Origin of the sequence: Xylanibacter ruminicola Ga6B6, assembly GCF_000687715.1 — a bacterium.
GTDB classification, from domain to species: Bacteria; Bacteroidota; Bacteroidia; order Bacteroidales; family Bacteroidaceae; genus Prevotella; species Prevotella ruminicola_B.
This window is the reverse complement of sequence record NZ_JHXD01000013.1, coordinates 74,333-93,233: the sequence shown is the minus strand read 5'-3', so window position 1 is coordinate 93,233 and position 18,901 is coordinate 74,333. Positions and strand designations below refer to the sequence as shown.

The following is an 18,901-nucleotide window of genomic DNA, read 5'->3' as shown; positions in this document are numbered from 1 at the left end:
GCCAGGATCAAACTCTTCATTGTAAAAATTTGTATCTTTTACTAGATAATCTAGAAAAACTAGATTAACTAGAAGTTATCTGTCTCAGAACAACTATCCAAATTCAAGAAATTGAAACGGTTTGTTCATTTACCCAAGTACTTCGAAAAGTACTTGCTTCTTGTACTACTTCTGTCTATGTAAATCTTTCAAAGAACTCTTTCTTTTAGTGCTTGTCAGGTGGTGTTCCTGATTTGCGGGTGCAAAGGTACTGCTTTTTTTGAAACTACCAAAACTTTTCGAGAGAAATTTTCATTTTTCATGCATTTTTTGGGTCGCTCTTGACGAATATCAATCGTAAAAAAGGCTTCACATTATTATATATCATATAGAAACCAGAAATAATAGAGCAACTAGAATATCTAGCATGGCTAGCATTACGCTACGACCTTCCATCTCCCTTGCTTCCCCCTTCCATCTCCCTTCCATCTCCCTTCCATCTCCCTTGCATCTCCCTTGCTACGTTAATTTCTGATAAAAACACGGCTATTGGCAAAAAAATGCGTACCTTTGCACTTTATTAGTATAGGTTAATTAAAAAGTATGTCGACGATATTACATATTGAAACCAGTACGGATGTTTGTTCCGTTGCTGTTTCGGAGGATTCGCATGTTATCTTCCAGCAAGAAGATCATAGCGGACCTAACCACGCAGAAAGTTTAGGTACCATGGTTGACGAGGCACTCTCGTTTACCGATAATCACGCCATCCCTTTTGATGCGGTGGCTGTAAGTTGCGGTCCTGGCTCATACACCGGACTGCGTATTGGCGTATCGATGGCTAAGGGTATCTGCTACGGTCGCAACCTGAAGCTGATAGCTGTTCCAACTCTGGAGCTGCTGTGTGTACCTGTATTATTAAGAGAGATTCCAGAAGAGGATGCCCTACTCTGCCCCATGCTCGATGCCCGACGTATGGAGGTGTATGCAGGTATATACGACAGAGCACTGAAGCCAGTACGCGAAATTGGTGCAGACATCGTGACAGAAGAAACATACAAGGAATACCTTGACAAGCACCCCGTGTACTTCTTTGGCAATGGTGCAAAGAAATGCATGGAGACCATCAATCACCCAAATGCGCACCTGATAGAGGGGATAGAGCCTCTAGCCAAGTGGATGCAGCCTCTGGCTGAGAAGCGATTGCTGAACGACCAGACAGAAGATGTGGCCTACTTTGTGCCTTACTATCTGAAGGACTTTGTAGCCAAACTACCCAAGAAACTGTTATAATTATGGATATAAAAGGATTAGATTACAACACACAGCGCGAAAAGCTGGTGATGTCGGAATACGGACGTGAGATCCAGAAGATGATTGAGTTGGCTTGCGAGCTGCCCAGCAAAGAGGAGCGTCTGCAGTGTGCCCAGACCATCGTGAAGCTGATGGAGACCAAGAACCCACAGCTGAAGGAGAACGATGACTACGAGCACACACTCTGGAACCATCTGTACCTGATGAGTCACAGAGAGCTGGAGATTGACTGGCCTTACGACATCAGCGAGGCCGACAAGATTCTATCGAAGCCCCAGCCTATGAAGCTGCCTAAGGAGAGCGTGCGACTGCGCCACTACGGCAGATTGGTTGAGGAGCTCTTTAAGAAGCTGAAGACGATGCCCGATGGCGAGGAGCGCGATGCATTGGTAAGATATACCGCCAACCAGATGAAGCGCGACCTGGCTCAGTTCGGACACGGTTCGATGGACGATGAGCGCGTGGCCAGCGACCTGGCTCGCTTTACCGACGGCGCCATCCAGATTGACCTGAACGCTTTCAGATTTGAGAAAGTAGCTCAGACAGACGAGAAAAAGAAGAAAAAGAAGTAACCTATATGGCATCATTTATCATTGAAGGCGGCCATCTGCTGCAAGGAACCATCACACCACAGGGGGCTAAGAACGAGGCCCTACAGGTAATCTGTGCCACATTGTTGACAGAGGAAGAGGTGATTATCCGCAACATCCCGAACATTCGCGATGTGAACAACCTCATTCAGCTGCTGCGTGATATTGGTGTGAAGGTAACCAAAAAGGAAGAGAACACTTATACCTTCAAAGCCGACGAGCTGAACCTGGATTACTTACAGAGCGACGAGTTTGTGAAGAAGTGTGCTGCACTGCGTGGCAGCGTGATGATGATTGGTCCACTTCTGGCCCGCATGGGTAAAGCCGTCATCACCAAACCTGGTGGCGATAAGATTGGTCGCCGTCGTTTGGACACCCACTTCTTAGGATTCGAGAAACTCGGGGCCACCTTTAACCGTGTGGAAGGACGCGATGTGTATGAGATCTCGGCCAAACAGCTGAAGGGCACCTACATGTTGCTCGACGAGGCATCGGTAACAGGTACAGCCAACATCATTATGGCTGCCGTATTTGCCAAAGGCACAACCACGATATACAATGCAGCTTGCGAACCCTACCTGCAACAGCTCTGTAAGATGCTGAACAGTATGGGTGCCCGCATCAGCGGTATCGCCTCGAACCTGCTCACCATCGAGGGTGTTGACAGTTTGCATGGCACCGACCACATGATTCTGCCCGATATGATTGAGGTTGGCTCGTTTATCGGTATGGCAGCCATGTGCGGTAATGGCGTCCGCATCAAAGATGTAAGTGTTAAGAACTTAGGAATTATTCCCGATGCCTTCCGCAGGTTAGGTGTACAAATCGAGGTTGAAGGCGACGACTTATGGATACCCCGTCAGGATCATTACGAGATACAATCGTTTATGGATGGAACTATCATGACACTGGCCGATGCCCCATGGCCCGGCTTGACTCCCGACCTGTTGTCGGTACTGATTGTGGTTGCCACCCAGGCCCGCGGTAGCGTGCTGTTCCACCAGAAGATGTTTGAAAGCAGACTGTTCTTCGTGGATAAGTTGATTGACATGGGTGCACAGATTATACTTTGCGACCCACACCGAGCCGTAGTGGTGGGTCACGACAGAAAGATTACCCTGCGTGGCGGTCGTATGTCGAGTCCGGATATCCGTGCCGGTATCGCTCTGCTGATTGCAGCCATGAGTGCCAAAGGTACCAGTCGCATCGACAACATCGAGCAAATTGACCGCGGCTACGAGAATATCGAAGCCCGCCTGAATGCTCTGGGCGCTAAAATAATCAGAGGCTAGCAAAACTTGTATATCTAGAACCTCTAGAAAATCTAGCAAGATGATAAAAAGAGAAGACGTATATAAGATAGGTAAGTTAGGTAAGGCGCACGGCGTGAAAGGAGAGATTAGTTTTCTCTTCGACGACGATGTGTTCGACCGTACCGATGCCGACTACCTGATACTTGATATGGATGGTATCCTGGTACCTTTCTTTATAGAGGAGTACCGTTTTAAGACCGACGACAATGCCCTGATGAAATTTGAGGGCATTGACACCCAGGAGCGTGCCAGAGAGCTGACCGGTTGTGAGGTTTACTTCCCCCGTGAGATGGCGGAGGACGACGAAGAGCAGCTTTCGTGGGCAGCCATCGTGGGCTTCGAACTCATCGATGCCAATACCGGCAAGGTTGCTGGAAAAATTGCCTCGGTGGATGATTCCACCATTAATATCCTCTTCGAACTGGAAGACGGCAAACTGATTCCTGCTTCGGAAGAGTTGATTACCAATGTAGATACAAAGAAACAACAAATAATAGTACAACTGCCGGAAGGCATTTTAGAGTTATGAAGAAACAAATAGCCATTCTCGGCTCTACGGGGTCGATAGGAACACAAGCACTCGAGGTTATCGAGGAACATAGCGACCTGTACGAGGTCTATTGTTTGACTGCTAATAATAAGGTAGAGTTGCTGGCCGAGCAAGCTCATAAGTTTAAGCCCGCAGCCATCGTGATTGCCAATGAGGCACGTTACGATGAACTGAAGAGTCTGATGAGCGACATGCCCGACGTAAAAGTATATGCCGGTGCCCAGGCACTGAACGAGATTGTAGAAGCCGGCCCCATCAACATGGTACTCACAGCGATGGTTGGTTTCTCGGGATTGAATCCCACCATCCATGCCATCAAGGCTGGTAAGACCATCTGCTTGGCTAATAAGGAGACACTGGTGGTTGCCGGTGAGCTGATTCTGCAGCTGGCCCAGCAGTACCACACCCCTATCCTGCCTGTAGACAGCGAGCACTCAGCAATCTTCCAGAGTCTGGTTGGCGAGGATCAGAACCCCATCGAAAAGATTCTGCTCACAGCATCGGGCGGTCCTTTCCGTCTGAAGTCGATGGAGGAGATTGCTCACGTAACCAAGGCCGATGCCCTGCGCCATCCAACATGGGATATGGGCGCCAAGATCACCATCGATTCTGCTTCGATGATGAACAAGGGCTTCGAGGTCATCGAGGCCAAGTGGCTGTTTGGTGTTGATGCCAAGCAGATTCAGGTACTGGTTCACCCCCAGAGTATTGTGCACAGTGCCGTTCAGTTCCAGGACGGTAGCGTAAAGGCCCAGTTGGGTGTGCCCGATATGCGTCTGCCTATCCAGTATGCCTTCTCGTTCCCACAGCGTTTGCATCTGAGTGGCGAGCGCCTCGACCTGTTCAAGGCCCAGCATCTGGAGTTCTTCGAGCCCGACTTGGAGAAGTTCCGTTGTTTAGCTTTGGCATTCGAAGCTATCGACAAGGGCGGTAACATGCCATGTATCGTGAATGCTGCTAACGAGATTGTGAACCGTGGATTCCTGGAGGACAAGTGCGGATTCCTGCAGATGGGCGACATTATTGCCGAGACCATGCAGCGCGCCACCTTCGATAAGAACCCCAGCTACGACACCTACATCGCTACCGATGCCGAGGCCCGTCGTATCGCTACAGAACTCATGAATAAATAATCAACAATGGATATCTTTTTAATTAGACTTTTGCAATTCATGCTGGCCATTGGCCTGCTGGTGCTGCTCCACGAGGGTGGCCACTTCTTCTTTGCCAAGCTCTTTGGCATCCGCGTAGAGAAGTTCTATCTCTTCTTCGATCCCAGTCTCTGGAAATGGGACGGCAGTCTGTTTAAGTTCAAGCCCAAGAACAGCGACACACAGTATGGTGTAGGTTGGTTGCCACTGGGCGGATACTGCAAGATTGCCGGTATGATCGACGAGAGTTTTGATACCGAACAGATGAAACAGCCCGTGCAGCCATGGGAGTTCCGCTCTAAACCAGCCTGGCAGCGTCTGCTGGTAATGATTGGCGGTGTACTGGTTAACTTCCTGCTGGCCCTGTTTATCTATTCTATGATTCTGTTCTACTGGGGCGATACCTATATCCCCACCAAGAACATGACTCTGGGTATGAAGTTCAACACCGAGGCCAAGCAGTACGGCTTTAAGGATGGCGATATTCTGGTAGGTACCGAGAACGGCGAGTTCAAGGACTTCAGTGCCGATATGTACCGTGCCCTGAGCGAGGCTACCCGTGCCGACATTATCCGCGACGGTAAGGCCATGAGCATCAAGCTGCCTGGCGACATCAACCTGTTGGGTATGCTGAAGGCAGAGCCCTCATTCGTTCGTCCACTGATTCCTGCCGTGATCGACAGTGTAATGGAAGGTACACCTGCCGCCGAGATGGGACTACAGAAAGGTGATAAGATTGTAGGCATCAACGGCAAGCCCGTCGACAGCTACAACGAGTTTACCGATCAACTGGGTGTACTCGAGGATATGATGACAGCCGCCAAGACGCAGGCAGACAGCCTGAAGGTGCGCACAGCTACCATCGTTTATGCTCGTAATGAGGTACAGGATACAGCCACCATCACCTTGACACCTGATTTGAAACTCGGTTTCATGGTTCAGACCATTGCTGGCATCTACCAGCCCATCACCAAAGAGTACGGTTTCTTTGAGAGTTTCCCCGCCGGAATAGCATACGGAATCAACGTGCTGAAGGGTTACGTGGGCGACATGAAGTATGTGTTCACAGCCGACGGTGCTAAGTCGATTGGTGGTTTCGGAGCTATCGGCAGTCTGTTCCCTCCCATGTGGGATTGGTATCTGTTCTGGAAGATGACCGCCTTCCTTTCAATCATCCTCGCCTTCATGAACATCCTGCCCATCCCAGCTTTGGATGGTGGACATGTACTGTTCCTGATTTATGAGATGATTACCCGTCGCAAACCATCTGAGACCTTTATGATCCGTGCCGAATACTTCGGATTCGGATTGCTCATCCTTCTGATGGTATTTGCCAACCTCAACGACATTCTTCGTTGGTTAGGTTACATGTAGTTTTTTTATAGCAAAATACACAAAAGTATCACTTTTTGCTATAACACCCTATACATCAATAAGTTAAGAGAGTGATAGGCAATTTCAAACCATCACTCTCTTTTTCTTATCATCTTTCACTACAAAACAACTTGTTTTGCTATCAAAGATGTATTAGATAGCCTTGCAAAGACTATTGTTTTACCCTTGATATCCACACGAATGGCAGCTTTACCATTGGCCGCTTGGATGCGATAAGAACCAGTGTTGGTACCTTCGTTCTGGTGCATCAAACCATCGCCAACCATCGAAAACTCCACCCAATCCTTTGAATCCAAACAAGGCACCCCATCTTGGTCGCATATCTGCGCTGTCACCAAACCATCCTGATAGCTCAGTTTCAACTGTGCAGGTGCGCCCCATTTGGCCGTTTGGTAGTCGCACGTTATCTCATCAGTCAGGCGCCCCGACACCGCACGGATGTGATTCTTCCCAGCCACAAACGGCACCATCCAATGAAAACCCTGTGCGGGATAATCGGTCAAAGAGCGCTGTTTCTTACCATACGACACGCCGTTGACAAAGAGTTCCACCTCGGGTTCGTTCGAATATACCAGCACCTCTTTCTGTTCGCCCTCATTGCCCCAGCGGATAGGCCAGGTTTGTCCATAGATATGCAGCATCGGTTTTTTCGACCAATAACTCTGAAACACATAATAGCTCTCCTTAGGTGTGCCATCGCGCTGGCAAACGCCCTTCTGATTTACATAGGGTATCGGGTTATTGGGGCGCAAGGGGGTACAAAAGTCCTTAAAAGTCCAGAAAGCCGACCCCGTCAGGTTGGGCATCTGTGCCTGTTCTTTCAGATGCCAGTCAAATAATCGCACAATATAACTCTCCGACCAATCGCCATTTCTGTCGCCAGCTTCTATGTCAAATCCGCTTTCTGCATGGCGCCCAGCATGACTGTCACCGCCCCATTCGGCATGTAAGAAACGCGGGAAACGGTTGATAGCCGTCTGTTCCATCTCGCGATAATCGGTAAACCTACGTGCATACCAACCAGCCCAGATGGAAGGCGAATATACATCCACGATGTCGGCACAGAAATCACAGCGCCGAATGGTAGTGAGGCGATTAGCATCCAACTGATGCGCCAGGGTATTCAGCGAGGTCATCAACAGTCGGATGCCCAGGGTGTCCACCTTCGTCCCGAAATCGCCCGGCCAGTCGTTCTCATTACCTAAGCCCCAGAGAATCACCGAAGGGTGATGGCGATGTTGCTGAATCATATTGGTCAGCATGCGATGCGCCTGTGCCTGATAGCGCTCGCCCCCCACTCCGCCTCGGCACCAAGGAATCTCTTCCCATACCAGTAAGCCCAGCGAGTCGCACAACTGTAGCACCAGATCATTCTGCTGATAATGCCCCAAACGGATAAAGTTAGCCCCCATATCCTTGATTTGTTGCATCTCACGACGAATCTGCTCGTCGGTCATGGCAGCCCCTCCCCCGGCATGGTCTTCATGGCGGTGGGTACCATTGAGCAACAAACGGCGACCATTGAGATAGAACGGTCCATGCGTTTTAAACTCGAATGTACGCAATCCAAAATGTTTCTCTATCTGCTGCTCACCATAACGGATGCGAGCCGTATAGAGCTGGGGATGATCCACATCCCAAAGCACAGGCTTCCTAATGGTAATCGGTCGACGGTTGGTACCCTTAAACACGCGTTTGCCATCAGGCGCCATGATTTCTACCTGGAGTGGGTACTGCTGATCAATGACCACCTGGTTTCCACACACATCGATACGTACATCTTCGATATACTGCTTGGGCATATACAACAGATTGACGTGACGATAGAGGCCACCATAAAGACAGAAATCTGAGAGGTCCGAAGGTATCATCTGCACATCGCGACTGTTATCGCAGCGCACCACCACAGGCAGTCGGCCATTGCCATAACGTGTGATATCAACCGTCCAACGGTCGTAGCCACCCACATGTGTGCCAACCAGCATCGTATCCACATACACCTCGGTCTTCTGTCCTGCGCCTTCAAACTCCAGTAGCGTATGCCCTCCAGGATACGGATTCGCAACCTGTAACGTGGTATGATACCAACCGACACCCTGATAATACTTTATATCAGGGTTCACCCCATCGAGGGCATTATAGCAATGAGGCAGGTTTACCGACTGCCACGCATGAGCAGCATCCTGGCGTGCAAACTGCCAACCGGCATCAACACAAAGTTTAACCTGCGCGCTGGCAGAAGTCGCCAGCACACAGGCCGCAAGTATGAATTGAAAAGAATGTTTCAACATATTATAATCTCCTTATTTTAATACCCGACAAAGCAGTAACCGATGCCATAGGAATCACCAGACGGCTACCGGTATGATTCACAAAAAGTCTGCGTCGTGTAGCCACACCACCACCTCGTGCATCCTGTCGGCCTAGCAGATAAGCACTCGACGATTGGGACTTGCGAGGTTCTACCAGCAACAGTTCAACCTCATACCGTCCAGTCGGCACGTCAAAGCAATAAGCCTCCATATTCTCGCGCATGGTCTGGTAGAGCGGGCCATCAGCCGTTAGCTGTATCTCCGTCTGCGTTTGAACAGCCTGACCACCGATATACCCCCAGCTACCCTCGCGGTATGGCTGGTCGGGCAACCAAGTAAGTGCAGAGGCATCCGACTGGAAATAGCAGTTACTCCCCACATTCACAGCTATCTCGCCAGAAGGCTGTGCATAATTTACGATGGTCATATCCTCCACACCGTCAGCAACGGCATGCAATGTATTCCTGCCACAGGCAAAGACCACATCAAACACAGCCTGATGGTTCTCAACCTTCTTTCTGCCTAACGAGCGGCCATTATGTATCAGCTCTACTTCCGACTGGTTTGAATATACTTTCACAGGCATCACGCACTCAAACAAAGTACGTTCAGACCAGTCGCGTGTGGCAATGTGAGCCACCGGTTTCGGCAACCATGAGGCTTGGAAGAAATAATAAATGTCCTTAGGCTTACGGTCGTTGGTTACCAGACCTTTATTGTTAATGCGGGGCATCGACTCATCACGATTGGCCGAAGCAAAATCGATGAAGTTCCAATAAGCAGCGCCACAAACATAGGGTGTTTGTTCTATCACAGGCAGGTAATGCTCGGCGTAACGCTGCTGGTATTCCATCGAGAAGTCGAACGCCACGGCATTGACAGGCTGATGCAGTCGGCGGTCGCTACCTGCTCCATACTCGCTCACGATGATAGGATGCGACGGCTGCTGACGATGCTGGCGATCCAGGAAGCGCTCAAAATCATGCATATCCGAACCATACCAACCCTGATAAAGGTTCCAACCCACCACCTGGGGGATATCACTCAAGCCCACCTTATTATAATCGTTGCTACCATGAAATGCCATCACGCTCACACGTGTCGGGTCTTCTTTACGAACGATATCCTCCAGGCGACGTGCCAATTGCAGTGTGCGCTGAATGGTAGCATCCAGTTGTGCCCCCTGATAACGGCGTTGCGTCTGCAACAGGATTTCATTCATATAGCCCCAGAGAATCACAGAGGTATGGTGCTTATGCTGTCGAATCATCTCACGCAACTGACATTCGCAATTCTTGGCAAAGGCATCGCCTTCGGGTACGATATCCACCACAGGAATCTCCTCCCATACCAGCATACCCTCGCGGTCGCACATCTCCAACAGGGCCTCATCCTGAGGATAATGTGCCAGGCGCACAAAGTTGACGCCCATCTCCTTCATCAAACGGAAATCGCGGCGATGCTGATCGTCATCGAGTGCGATACCGAAAGGTTTCTGGTCCTGGTGAATACAAACACCATGTAGTTTATAGGGCTGACCATTCAGCAGAAAGCCCCGCTCGGCATCGAAAGCATACCAACGGATACCTACATAACGCTCCACGCGGTCGAAAACCACCTTACCGTCACCACGTTGAAGTGTGGTGACCACCTTATATAAGTAAGGTGTTTCGGGCGACCACAGTCGAGGCTGCTTGGGCAGGGGTAATTCCAGGCGGATACTATCTGCCGCCTGTTTTCTACTTTCCGATAGCAGATATCCTTCGGCATCCAGCAATCTGGTCGTCACCTCACAGTCGGCAGCCCCAACCACCCTACAGTCAACAGTCACCTGACAAGTGTCGGCAGTCACGTTCACGCCATCCAACAGTTCAAAATGCTGTGGTGCCTTCTCTACCAGCCACACATCACGGTAGATGCCGCCCATAAAGGTAAAGTCAGCCGAGATGGGGACAATGGTCTCATCCTGATTACCCACTTTTACCTGTAGCGTATTAGCACCTTCGTGCAGATAAGGCGTGAGGTTAAAGGCAAAGGCCGTATAACCGCCCACGTGCTGGCCAACGGTATGTCCGTTAACCAGCACCTCGGCATGTTTAAAGGCCGCATCTATCTTCAGCCACGTTTCATGGTCGTTTCGCTTCCACATCAGTTGCCTCTCGTAAGTAAAAGTACCCTTTTGGTAGTCCTTCACCGTATAGGCATCGACATTCCACGTATGTGGCAGATTAACGGGTGTTCCCTCGAATGTCCAACCATCGTTCAGGCTCCTCGTCGGCCAGTCAGCCGTCTGCCAGCCCGAGCGGTGCAGCGCCTCCAGAAAATAATAATCGGCATAGTTAATAGGAACATCAATCTCATCTTTGGCAGGATAGTTGCCTGTAGAATGTAGAAGCAGGAAGCCTTTCATGGTATGAGGTTCAGACCGATATCCTGACAACAAAGACGAGATGATTTTATCAGCGATACGCCGATATTCCTGAGCTTGTTGGGCATCAGAAAAAGTGGCCAGTTCATAGAGTCCCGACGCAAAGACAGCTGCCGCTGATGCGTCGCGAGGAGCATTGGGAATGGCAGGATCGCGCATATCCCAATAAGGTATCAGGTCGGTCGGCATCTGCTGCTGACCAAAGAAGAAACGGGCAATTTTCTGAGCTTGGCGCAGATACGCCTCATCATGGGTATATCGATAGCACATGGTGAACCCATACAAACCCCATGCCTGACCACGACTCCACACCGACTCATCGAACAGTCCCTGATGGGTGATACGCTTGATGACCTTACCATTCTCGGGATTGTAGTCAACCACGTGATACGACGAGCCGTCCTCACGGAAATGATTTTGCAGTGTGGTATTGGCATGACTCACTGCCATGTCGTAATAGCGCCGGTCGTTGGTGAGTCGCGACGCCTCGAACAGCAGTTCCAGATTAATCATATTGTCGATAATCACAGCAAACTGCCAACGGTCGGGCGTGCCCCAACTCCAACTGCGGATACACCCCACCCGCTCGTTGAAACGCGTGGCAAGTGTCTTAGCCGACTGGATCACCACATCACGATAGGCCTGATCGCCAGTCAAGCGATAAGCCTGACCAAACGAGTTGTACATCATAAATCCCAGATCGTGCGTACCGCCATGATACTTCACGTTCTCAATCAGCCACGTGTTCTCTGCTGCCTTTTCACGCCAGAAATCATCTTTCGAGTACTCATACATCTGCCATAGCGAGCCAGGGAAAAAGCCCGAGCACCAGTCGCGCATGCCAACCAGACGCAAAGAGCCGTCTTTCTCCACACAGCGTGGCATCATCCTACTTTTGTCGGTCGCATGCTGTCGAGCAGCCTCGGTATTCTCCAGCAGGTAGCGCAACTGTGTGTCGGCAGCCGCAAAGGCATGATCCATGCTACCTGGTTGGTAATACAGCAGGAAGAACCTATCGGCAAAATGCTTCACCACATGCTGCTGCGCCAAACGCAGATAATCAGAGCGTTTCGTATCCAACAGATACAAGCGATACAGGTCTTTGGCAAACAGGTTTTGTTTATAGTCCCACTCGCTAATCTGCTGATAAGGCCACGCCTGCACCTGTTTTCCCAAATACTGGGCCAGGAAATCGGCGGCTTTCTCTAACAGCGGTAACGCTTCGGGCTGCATGCTGAACGATGCAGCGCGCGCTATCTGAAACACATCGATGATATGACTCAGGTTATACTGCGAATAGCCGAAAGCCAACGTGCGACGCAGTTCACGGGGCTGTTTGCCATCAGGAGCTATCTGTGGCACCATTCGCTTGGTAAAGAATTCACTCAGATACTGTTTCAATACCTTCTGATGACCTACATATCTGGCATAGGCTATCACCTGAACATCGCGCGCCGTAGAATGATTATTCAACTGCTGCCCTTCCTCGATACCTTGTTTACTGGTCAGTATCCAATTCAAGAACTGGGCAAACCAGCGCTTCATGCTTTTAGAATCGTTGACCGTAAACGCTTTTGAATGCTCTAACAATTGCACCGCATCCAGCATCTCTACAAAAGAGTAGCCATCAATCACCCCATAGCAGCGCCCCATACCGCCAAACTTACCTGGGATGGTTTGGGCATAGTTCAGATGAGGATTCATACGGGTGTGCTTATTGATGAACCATACCCGCAACTGCTCGGTAGCTTTCTGGGCATAGTGCTCGTCGTTACTGAAGTACCATGCCAGCGCCAGGGTGGTGACACGTCCAGCCATCTCAGCCAGTTTGGGACGATCATAATGTTCGAGTTCGGGATTCGACTCGCCATCACGCACCACATAAGGCAATCCATCCGGTTCGTTGGGATCAGGCCAATAGTAGCGCGACAAACTCAGATAATCGTGTTTATTGCCACTCACAGCTGCTTTCTCCTTCATCATCACCGACACAGGTTCGGCAGTCATCAGCCTGTCGGCACTGCTTATCAGCTGGTGATAGGCCGTAGCATAGGCCGGCTGCTCCAGGCAGGATTTCACCTGGGCCAGGTGCGCGCTGTCCCAAATAGACTGCGCACCTGCCTCGGCAACTAACAAAACCAACTGTATGAATACAACTAACCTATTCTTTATCATACCAAGTAATTACTGAATAGTTACTTTTACCTTGTAGTTTTGTGTAAAGCAATGTACCTCGTACTGACTATTGATGTTGTTAGGCGTATAGATCACGCCATCGGTCGAGCCATTCGAGATTCTCACCTTACCATCAGCATCCACATCCTTCGGGTCGAAAGTAGTGATCGTTACATCGCCCTTGGCACCGTTAAGCGCCTTCAGGTAGATGTGCTGCACACGATGGTTGTTGGTTGTATCCGTGCCCGTAAGCTGCCATGTCATGGCGAAAGCACCTTTGGCGTCCTGCTGCAGTTGATGGCCATCAGCATCAACAATCAGGAAGTCGGTGCCCAGCGTCAGTGGGCTATCTACATAATAAAAAGCCTCAGCATCGAAAGCACGCGAGCCCGCACACCAGAACTGAACAGGTATCTCTACCGTCTGTCCCTGAGCTACGGTATAGCCCACACCATTGTTCAGTCGGCCCCAGTCTTCAAAGCCGAAGTAGAACACATTCTCTGTTTCGGGATTATCGTTTCCCCAGGCATCATCGCTACAGCTTGAGAGCGACATGCCCATTATCATTGTGCACAAGGCACAAGCAATTATATGATATATCTTTTTCATAAATAAGCTTCTTTTGAGTTTGTTTTTATTGTTTACCAGCCGGGATTCTGTACCACATTGCCTTCGGATGTAGCAATCTCATAGGTTGGTATCGGGTAATAATAGTCTCTGCCGGTATCAAACGAGCGTGTTCCAGCCTCCTCTATCACATAGATATCGGCCTGATCGCACACTTTCTGGCCCTTATACATTCCGCCCTCGGTGGTCAGCCTGCTCTGCAAGTCCTCGCGCTGGGCACTGGTGTCGTCTTCATGATACTTCAGTCCGAGCATGGTTACTGGCAGCACCTTTTCGGCTATCTTCCAGCGGATGATATCGTTGTAGCGCAGACCTTCGTCGATAAACTCTACCAGGCGCTCACGACGAATCTCATCCAGGATGTTCAAACCATTCTGCTTGGCAAAGTCATTGGTGAGTTTAGCCTTAAAACCACTACGGGCACGTACGGCATTCACCGTCTGGTTCAACTGCTGGTCGGTGATGCTGCCATTCAACTCATACAGCGCCTCGGCATACGACAGCAGCACCTCGGCATAACGGATCATCATCTTATCAACCGTTTCCTTGCTGTTGGTGGTCCACTCATCGAGCATAAAGCCCTTCTTGATGCCATAGCCATTGCCATGCTGATTGCTGAACGGGGTATAGCCGCCTTTGTAGGCCTCCTCGTCCTTATGATAGATAGTCATAGCCAGACGTGGATCGCGGTTTTCGAACACATCGTCGTAGCGGGTCTCAGGTATCATCGCCAGGGCGCTCTTCTCGCGAGGAAGACCATCGGTATAAAGATACTGGTCGATTGCCTGACGGGTAATGCTCACGCCATTCTCCAACTGTCGCGAGTTACCATGCATGATGGTAGCACCGGCACCATTAGGACCATACACCTTTACAAACACGTTCTCCTTGTTTTGACGGCCTTCGCCATCAAAGTAGAACAGTTTCTGATAATCGGGATAAAGCGCATGCTTCCCGCTATTGATGATACGCTCAGCAGCATCTACTGCCACCTTGAGATGTGCTTTCGGGTCGCTGGTCAAACCATGATACTTAGCAAATGTACCCTCGTAGAGGCCAATACGCATCATCAAGCCACGTGCAGCCGACTTCGATACGCGCCCCCAATCGGCATCACTGCTCACGGCATCAATCTCGGGCAACCACTCCTCGGCAAACTTCAAGTCGCTATAGCACTGTTGGATAACCTCTTCGCGGGGTGTGCGTGACATCTTGATATCAAGATCGCCAGTAGAGTCGAAAGCCTTCAGTATCAGGGGCACATCGCCATATTTCTTTACCAGATCGAAGAAGTGGAAAGCACGGAAGAAGTAAGCCTCGGCTATCCAGCGGTTCTTCTGGGCATCGCTCAAAGGCGCCTGACTGCCCTTGGTGATGATGTTATTACAGATACCTATCTTATTATAAGGGTTGGTCCAGTCGCCTGATGTCGAAGGCAGACTCCAGTTGCCGCTCGATGTGCCATTGGCTGCTGTGCCGATAATATCGTCGGCACGACGGTCGTGGTCGAAACCAGGCAAATCCACATATAGTTTATTACAAGCACCACGCAGGTCGGTCTCACTCTGCCAGAAGGTATTATCGGCAAGTGTTGTTTCTGGCAGGCGGTCCAACTCGCAGCTGATCAGCATCATGGCTCCACAAGCCATAGCCACAGCACTTATTGATTTGAATATATTTTGTTTCATAATAACTTCAATTTTTCAATTCTTCAATTCTTACAAAGTCACGTTTACGCCAAAAGCCCAGGTACGGAAGAAGGGGTAGTAGTTACGTCCCACATTGTTGCCCGACTCTGGATCGAACACCTTCAGGATGCTTGACTTCTCCCATACATCGTTACCGCTGATATAGACGCGCAGTTTCTGGATATAACGCTTAGATACGGGGATGGTATAGCCCAGTGTGATGTTCTTCAGTCGCAGATAAGCAGCATTCTGCACCCACTTATCTGATGGCTGGAAATTGAACATATCGCCATTATAGTTGTAAAGACGTGGCCATGCTGCCTGCTGATTATCCTCAGTCCAATAGTCGCGATGGATGGTCCAAGGCATCTGGTAGGTGCGCCCAAAGGGGGCGATGGCTTCGGTATCTATCAGTAGTTTGCGTTTGCCCACGCCCTGGAACATCATCGAGAGGTCGAAACCCTTCCACTGAGCCGAGAGGTTCAGGCCGTAGAGATAACGTCCGTTGGCATCGCCCAGATATACCAAGTCGCCGTGGTTTTCCTTGGTTCCATCGCCAGCACCTACCTGATGACCTATGTTACCATCCTTATCAGGCAGCGCAAGATAGCGCACATCACCACCATTCACCTTACCATCGCTGAACGACTTGTAGCCAGGATGGTCCTGCTTGTACTGTTTGTACTCATCAAGACTGCTCCAGTAGCCATCGGTTCTGTATCCCCAGATGGTGTTCATGGCATAGCCTTCGAGCAATCCTACTGTTCCCGCATAAATCACATCGGCACCGTCGTATTCCATCAACTTGTTCTGAGCGTCAGAGATATTGAATGCCACCTGATAGCTGAAGTCGCCAATACGGTCGTTCCACTTCACTTCGAACTCCCATCCCCATGTCTTCAGCTTACCAACATTCACATTAGGAATGCCGATACCGATGGTGTGTGGCAACTGCAGTTTCGACAACATGTCGTTGTTGTACTTCCAATAATAATCGAAAGAAGCGTTCAATCGGCCATTCAGCAAACCTAAGTCGATACCCACGTTAGTGGTCTCGATGGTCTCCCAAGTCTTATCTTTCGAGGCCAGCTGACTCTGATAATACGACTTCTCACCCATATACACCGTGCTTTGAGCGATGGTAGGGATATAATCGTAGAGCCCCAGGATGGCACCGTTACCAAGTTGTCCCCACGAGGCACGCAGTTTCAGGTTGCTCACCCAGTCGAGTTTGAACCACTCTTCCTGACTGATACGCCAGGCAGCCGATACTGAAGGGAAAGCCTTCCAACGCTTCTCTGGAGCCAGGCGCGATGAACCATCGTAACGGATGTTGGCCTCGAACAGATAGCGATCGGCATAGTTGTAGTTCAGACGACCGAAGTATGACATCATCGACCATGGGGCGATGTTATCCCCCAGCGTGGTGTTGGTAGCCTCGGCTGTGTCGTAATAGTTGAACGAATAGAAATCGTTAGAGTTCATGTTCTTGGCGGTAGCCGAGAACTCGTCCTTGCGGTAGTTCTCATACGAAGTACCAGCCAACAGTTTGAAGTTATGACGCTTCACGTCGAGCTCGTAGTTCACGGTAGCCTCAAACAGATCGTGGAAATCGTTGTTTTTGATACGATACAGCGAGTTGGGATTATTATAAGTCTGACGAACATTATTGCCAGTCATGCCATACCATACCAGATAATGGCGCTCGGTACGACCGGTATAATAGCCAGCACGGCGACTGGCATTCAGGTTGATGCGCAGCCCCTTCACCAGGTTTTTAATCGTCAGGTCGCCCTTACCAATAAAGGTTTCATAAAGTGTTTCCGACTGTCCGCCCTCCTTCATCACCTGGATGGGGTTAAACTGCAGGTCGCCGTTATAGGGGTTCGCATCGTAGTTCACGTCGTCGGTTGGGTTGTACACCAGCTGTCGGGCACGCGAGCCATACAGGTTATTCAGAATAGCACCTGCACCCGCCGAAGGCGCGTTGTTTTTCTTCGACTGGTACTGCATGTTCACACCCACGGCAATGTACTTATTCAGTTCGGCATTCACCTTGGCATGCAGGTTCACACGGGTATTATCGTTTTTACCATACTTCAGCATACCATTCTTATAGAAGTAGTTGCCCGAAATCAGGTAGTTGATATTCTTTGAACCACCCGACACCGAGATGCTGTGATTGGTCTGGTCGGAGTGATTACGCGTACCCTCGTCCACCCAGTTAGTGGCCGAGAACTGATCCCAGCGACCATTGGTGTTGTTAGGACGATAGTTAAAATTGCGGTTGCCCACCCAGCTCGACTGCTCTGGGTTCCACTCAGGTTTACCACCCTGATTCTGGCGACCGATGTTGATCCACTCCTGCTCTTCCCAGGCAGTCAGGCGCTCAGGCATGTTACCAGGCAGGTTGGTGGCATAATAACCGCTATAGCTGATTTTGGGTTTGCCCTCACCACCATTCTTAGTGGTAACCAGCACCACGCCTGCAGCAGCACGGGCACCATAGATGGCACAGGCCGAGGCATCTTTCAGCACCGAGATACTCTCGATATCATCAGCATTGAGCAGCGACAAGTCGCCCTCTACACCATCTATCAGCACGAGTGTTGAGGTAGAGTTGACCGATGAGAAACCACGAATACGCATGCCACTGGTCTCGTTACCTGGCTCACCACTGCTACGCAGCACAGCCACACCAGGCAGTTCGCCCTGCATGGCATCCAGCACATTACTTGATGGTTTAGCAGCCAGTTTCTCGCCATCAACAGCCGACACCGCACCCGAGAGATTCACCTTCTTCTGTGTGCCATAGCCCACAACCACAATCTCACTCAGCGTCTTGTCGTCTTCGCTCATCAGAATCTCACCATGAGCCTTGGCTACCGGTAACGACTGACTCTTGTAACCGATAAACGAAAACTGGATGGTGGCACTGGCTTTTACACCCGACAGTGTAAAATGGCCATCGAAATCGGTAACGGTACCATTCGATGTTCCTTGCACCAGCACACTTACACCTATCATCGGCTCGTGCGTGTTCTTATCCAGCACGGTGCCTTTGATAGTCTGGGGGCTTTGTGCCCAAGCACCTACTCCCATGAGTAACAACATACAGCTCACCAGTAGCAGCTGTACGCTTCTTGTTGACAATGTTTTTTTTCTCATATAAAAACAGGTATTTAGTTTGATAATAAAAAAATTGATGGCGCAAAATTACGTCTTATCTGCACTCGCCACAAACTTTCGGCCACATCTTAATTACTACAAACCAGCAAAAGCACTACATCATCTGTTTCTCAGCAAAACCCTATTCGACTATGAATCAAGCTGTTACAAAAGCAAATCACTACATCAGCCCCCATCATTATTTTCTCAC

The 18,901-nt window shown here is 49.9% G+C and carries 11 protein-coding genes; 6 read left to right on the top strand and 5 right to left on the bottom strand.

Features of this window, described 5'->3' with window-relative positions; all coding sequences use genetic code 11:
* Positions 1–582 precede the first annotated feature (582 nt).
* The 6 genes from tsaB to rseP are packed head-to-tail and all read left to right on the top strand — an operon-like array spanning position 583 to position 6,271.
* Positions 583–1,272 (top strand): tRNA (adenosine(37)-N6)-threonylcarbamoyltransferase complex dimerization subunit type 1 TsaB, encoded by a 690-nt coding sequence (tsaB, locus tag T500_RS0109235; RefSeq protein WP_028907875.1) that lies wholly within the window; start codon positions 583–585, stop codon positions 1,270–1,272.
* A 2-nt stretch (positions 1,273–1,274) separates the two neighbouring features.
* A complete protein-coding gene (locus T500_RS0109230) occupies positions 1,275–1,865 on the top strand; it encodes a DUF4290 domain-containing protein (RefSeq protein WP_028907874.1) in 591 nt (196 codons plus the stop codon).
* A 5-nt stretch (positions 1,866–1,870) separates the two neighbouring features.
* Positions 1,871–3,175, top strand: a complete 1,305-nt coding sequence (gene murA / locus T500_RS0109225; RefSeq protein ID WP_028907873.1) for a UDP-N-acetylglucosamine 1-carboxyvinyltransferase — start codon at positions 1,871–1,873, stop codon at positions 3,173–3,175.
* Between the two features lie 40 nt (positions 3,176–3,215).
* On the top strand, positions 3,216–3,725 hold the full coding sequence (gene rimM / locus T500_RS0109220; RefSeq protein ID WP_028907872.1) for a ribosome maturation factor RimM: 510 nt from the start codon (positions 3,216–3,218) through the stop codon (positions 3,723–3,725).
* A complete protein-coding gene (locus T500_RS0109215) occupies positions 3,722–4,879 on the top strand; it encodes a 1-deoxy-D-xylulose-5-phosphate reductoisomerase (protein WP_013065072.1) in 1,158 nt (385 codons plus the stop codon). Before rimM ends, T500_RS0109215 begins: the two co-directional genes overlap by 4 nt.
* A gap of 6 nt (positions 4,880–4,885) precedes the next feature.
* Positions 4,886–6,271, top strand: a complete 1,386-nt coding sequence (rseP, locus tag T500_RS0109210) for an RIP metalloprotease RseP (protein WP_028907871.1) — start codon at positions 4,886–4,888, stop codon at positions 6,269–6,271.
* Positions 6,272–6,390: 119 nt separating this feature from the next.
* Here rseP and T500_RS15670 read toward each other — a convergent pair whose 3' ends face one another.
* The 5 genes from T500_RS15670 to T500_RS0109180 are packed head-to-tail and all read right to left on the bottom strand — an operon-like array spanning position 6,391 to position 18,690.
* Positions 6,391–8,583 carry a glycoside hydrolase family 2 protein gene (locus T500_RS15670; RefSeq protein WP_051611987.1) on the bottom strand — a complete coding sequence of 731 codons (2,193 nt, stop codon included), beginning with the start codon at positions 8,581–8,583 and terminating at the stop codon, positions 6,391–6,393.
* Between the two features lies 1 nt (position 8,584).
* Positions 8,585–13,207, bottom strand: a complete 4,623-nt coding sequence (locus T500_RS16685) for an alginate lyase family protein (RefSeq protein WP_080694848.1) — start codon at positions 13,205–13,207, stop codon at positions 8,585–8,587.
* Between the two features lie 9 nt (positions 13,208–13,216).
* On the bottom strand, positions 13,217–13,816 hold the full coding sequence (locus T500_RS0109190; RefSeq protein WP_155267495.1) for a hypothetical protein: 600 nt from the start codon (positions 13,814–13,816) through the stop codon (positions 13,217–13,219).
* 32 nt (positions 13,817–13,848) lie between these two features.
* The gene (locus tag T500_RS0109185; protein ID WP_028907869.1) at positions 13,849–15,522 is read right to left on the bottom strand and encodes a RagB/SusD family nutrient uptake outer membrane protein; all 1,674 of its coding nucleotides are present in this window, start codon (positions 15,520–15,522) and stop codon (positions 13,849–13,851) included.
* A gap of 30 nt (positions 15,523–15,552) precedes the next feature.
* Positions 15,553–18,690 carry a SusC/RagA family TonB-linked outer membrane protein gene (locus tag T500_RS0109180; RefSeq protein ID WP_028907868.1) on the bottom strand — a complete coding sequence of 1,046 codons (3,138 nt, stop codon included), beginning with the start codon at positions 18,688–18,690 and terminating at the stop codon, positions 15,553–15,555.
* Positions 18,691–18,901: the final 211 nt, after the last annotated feature.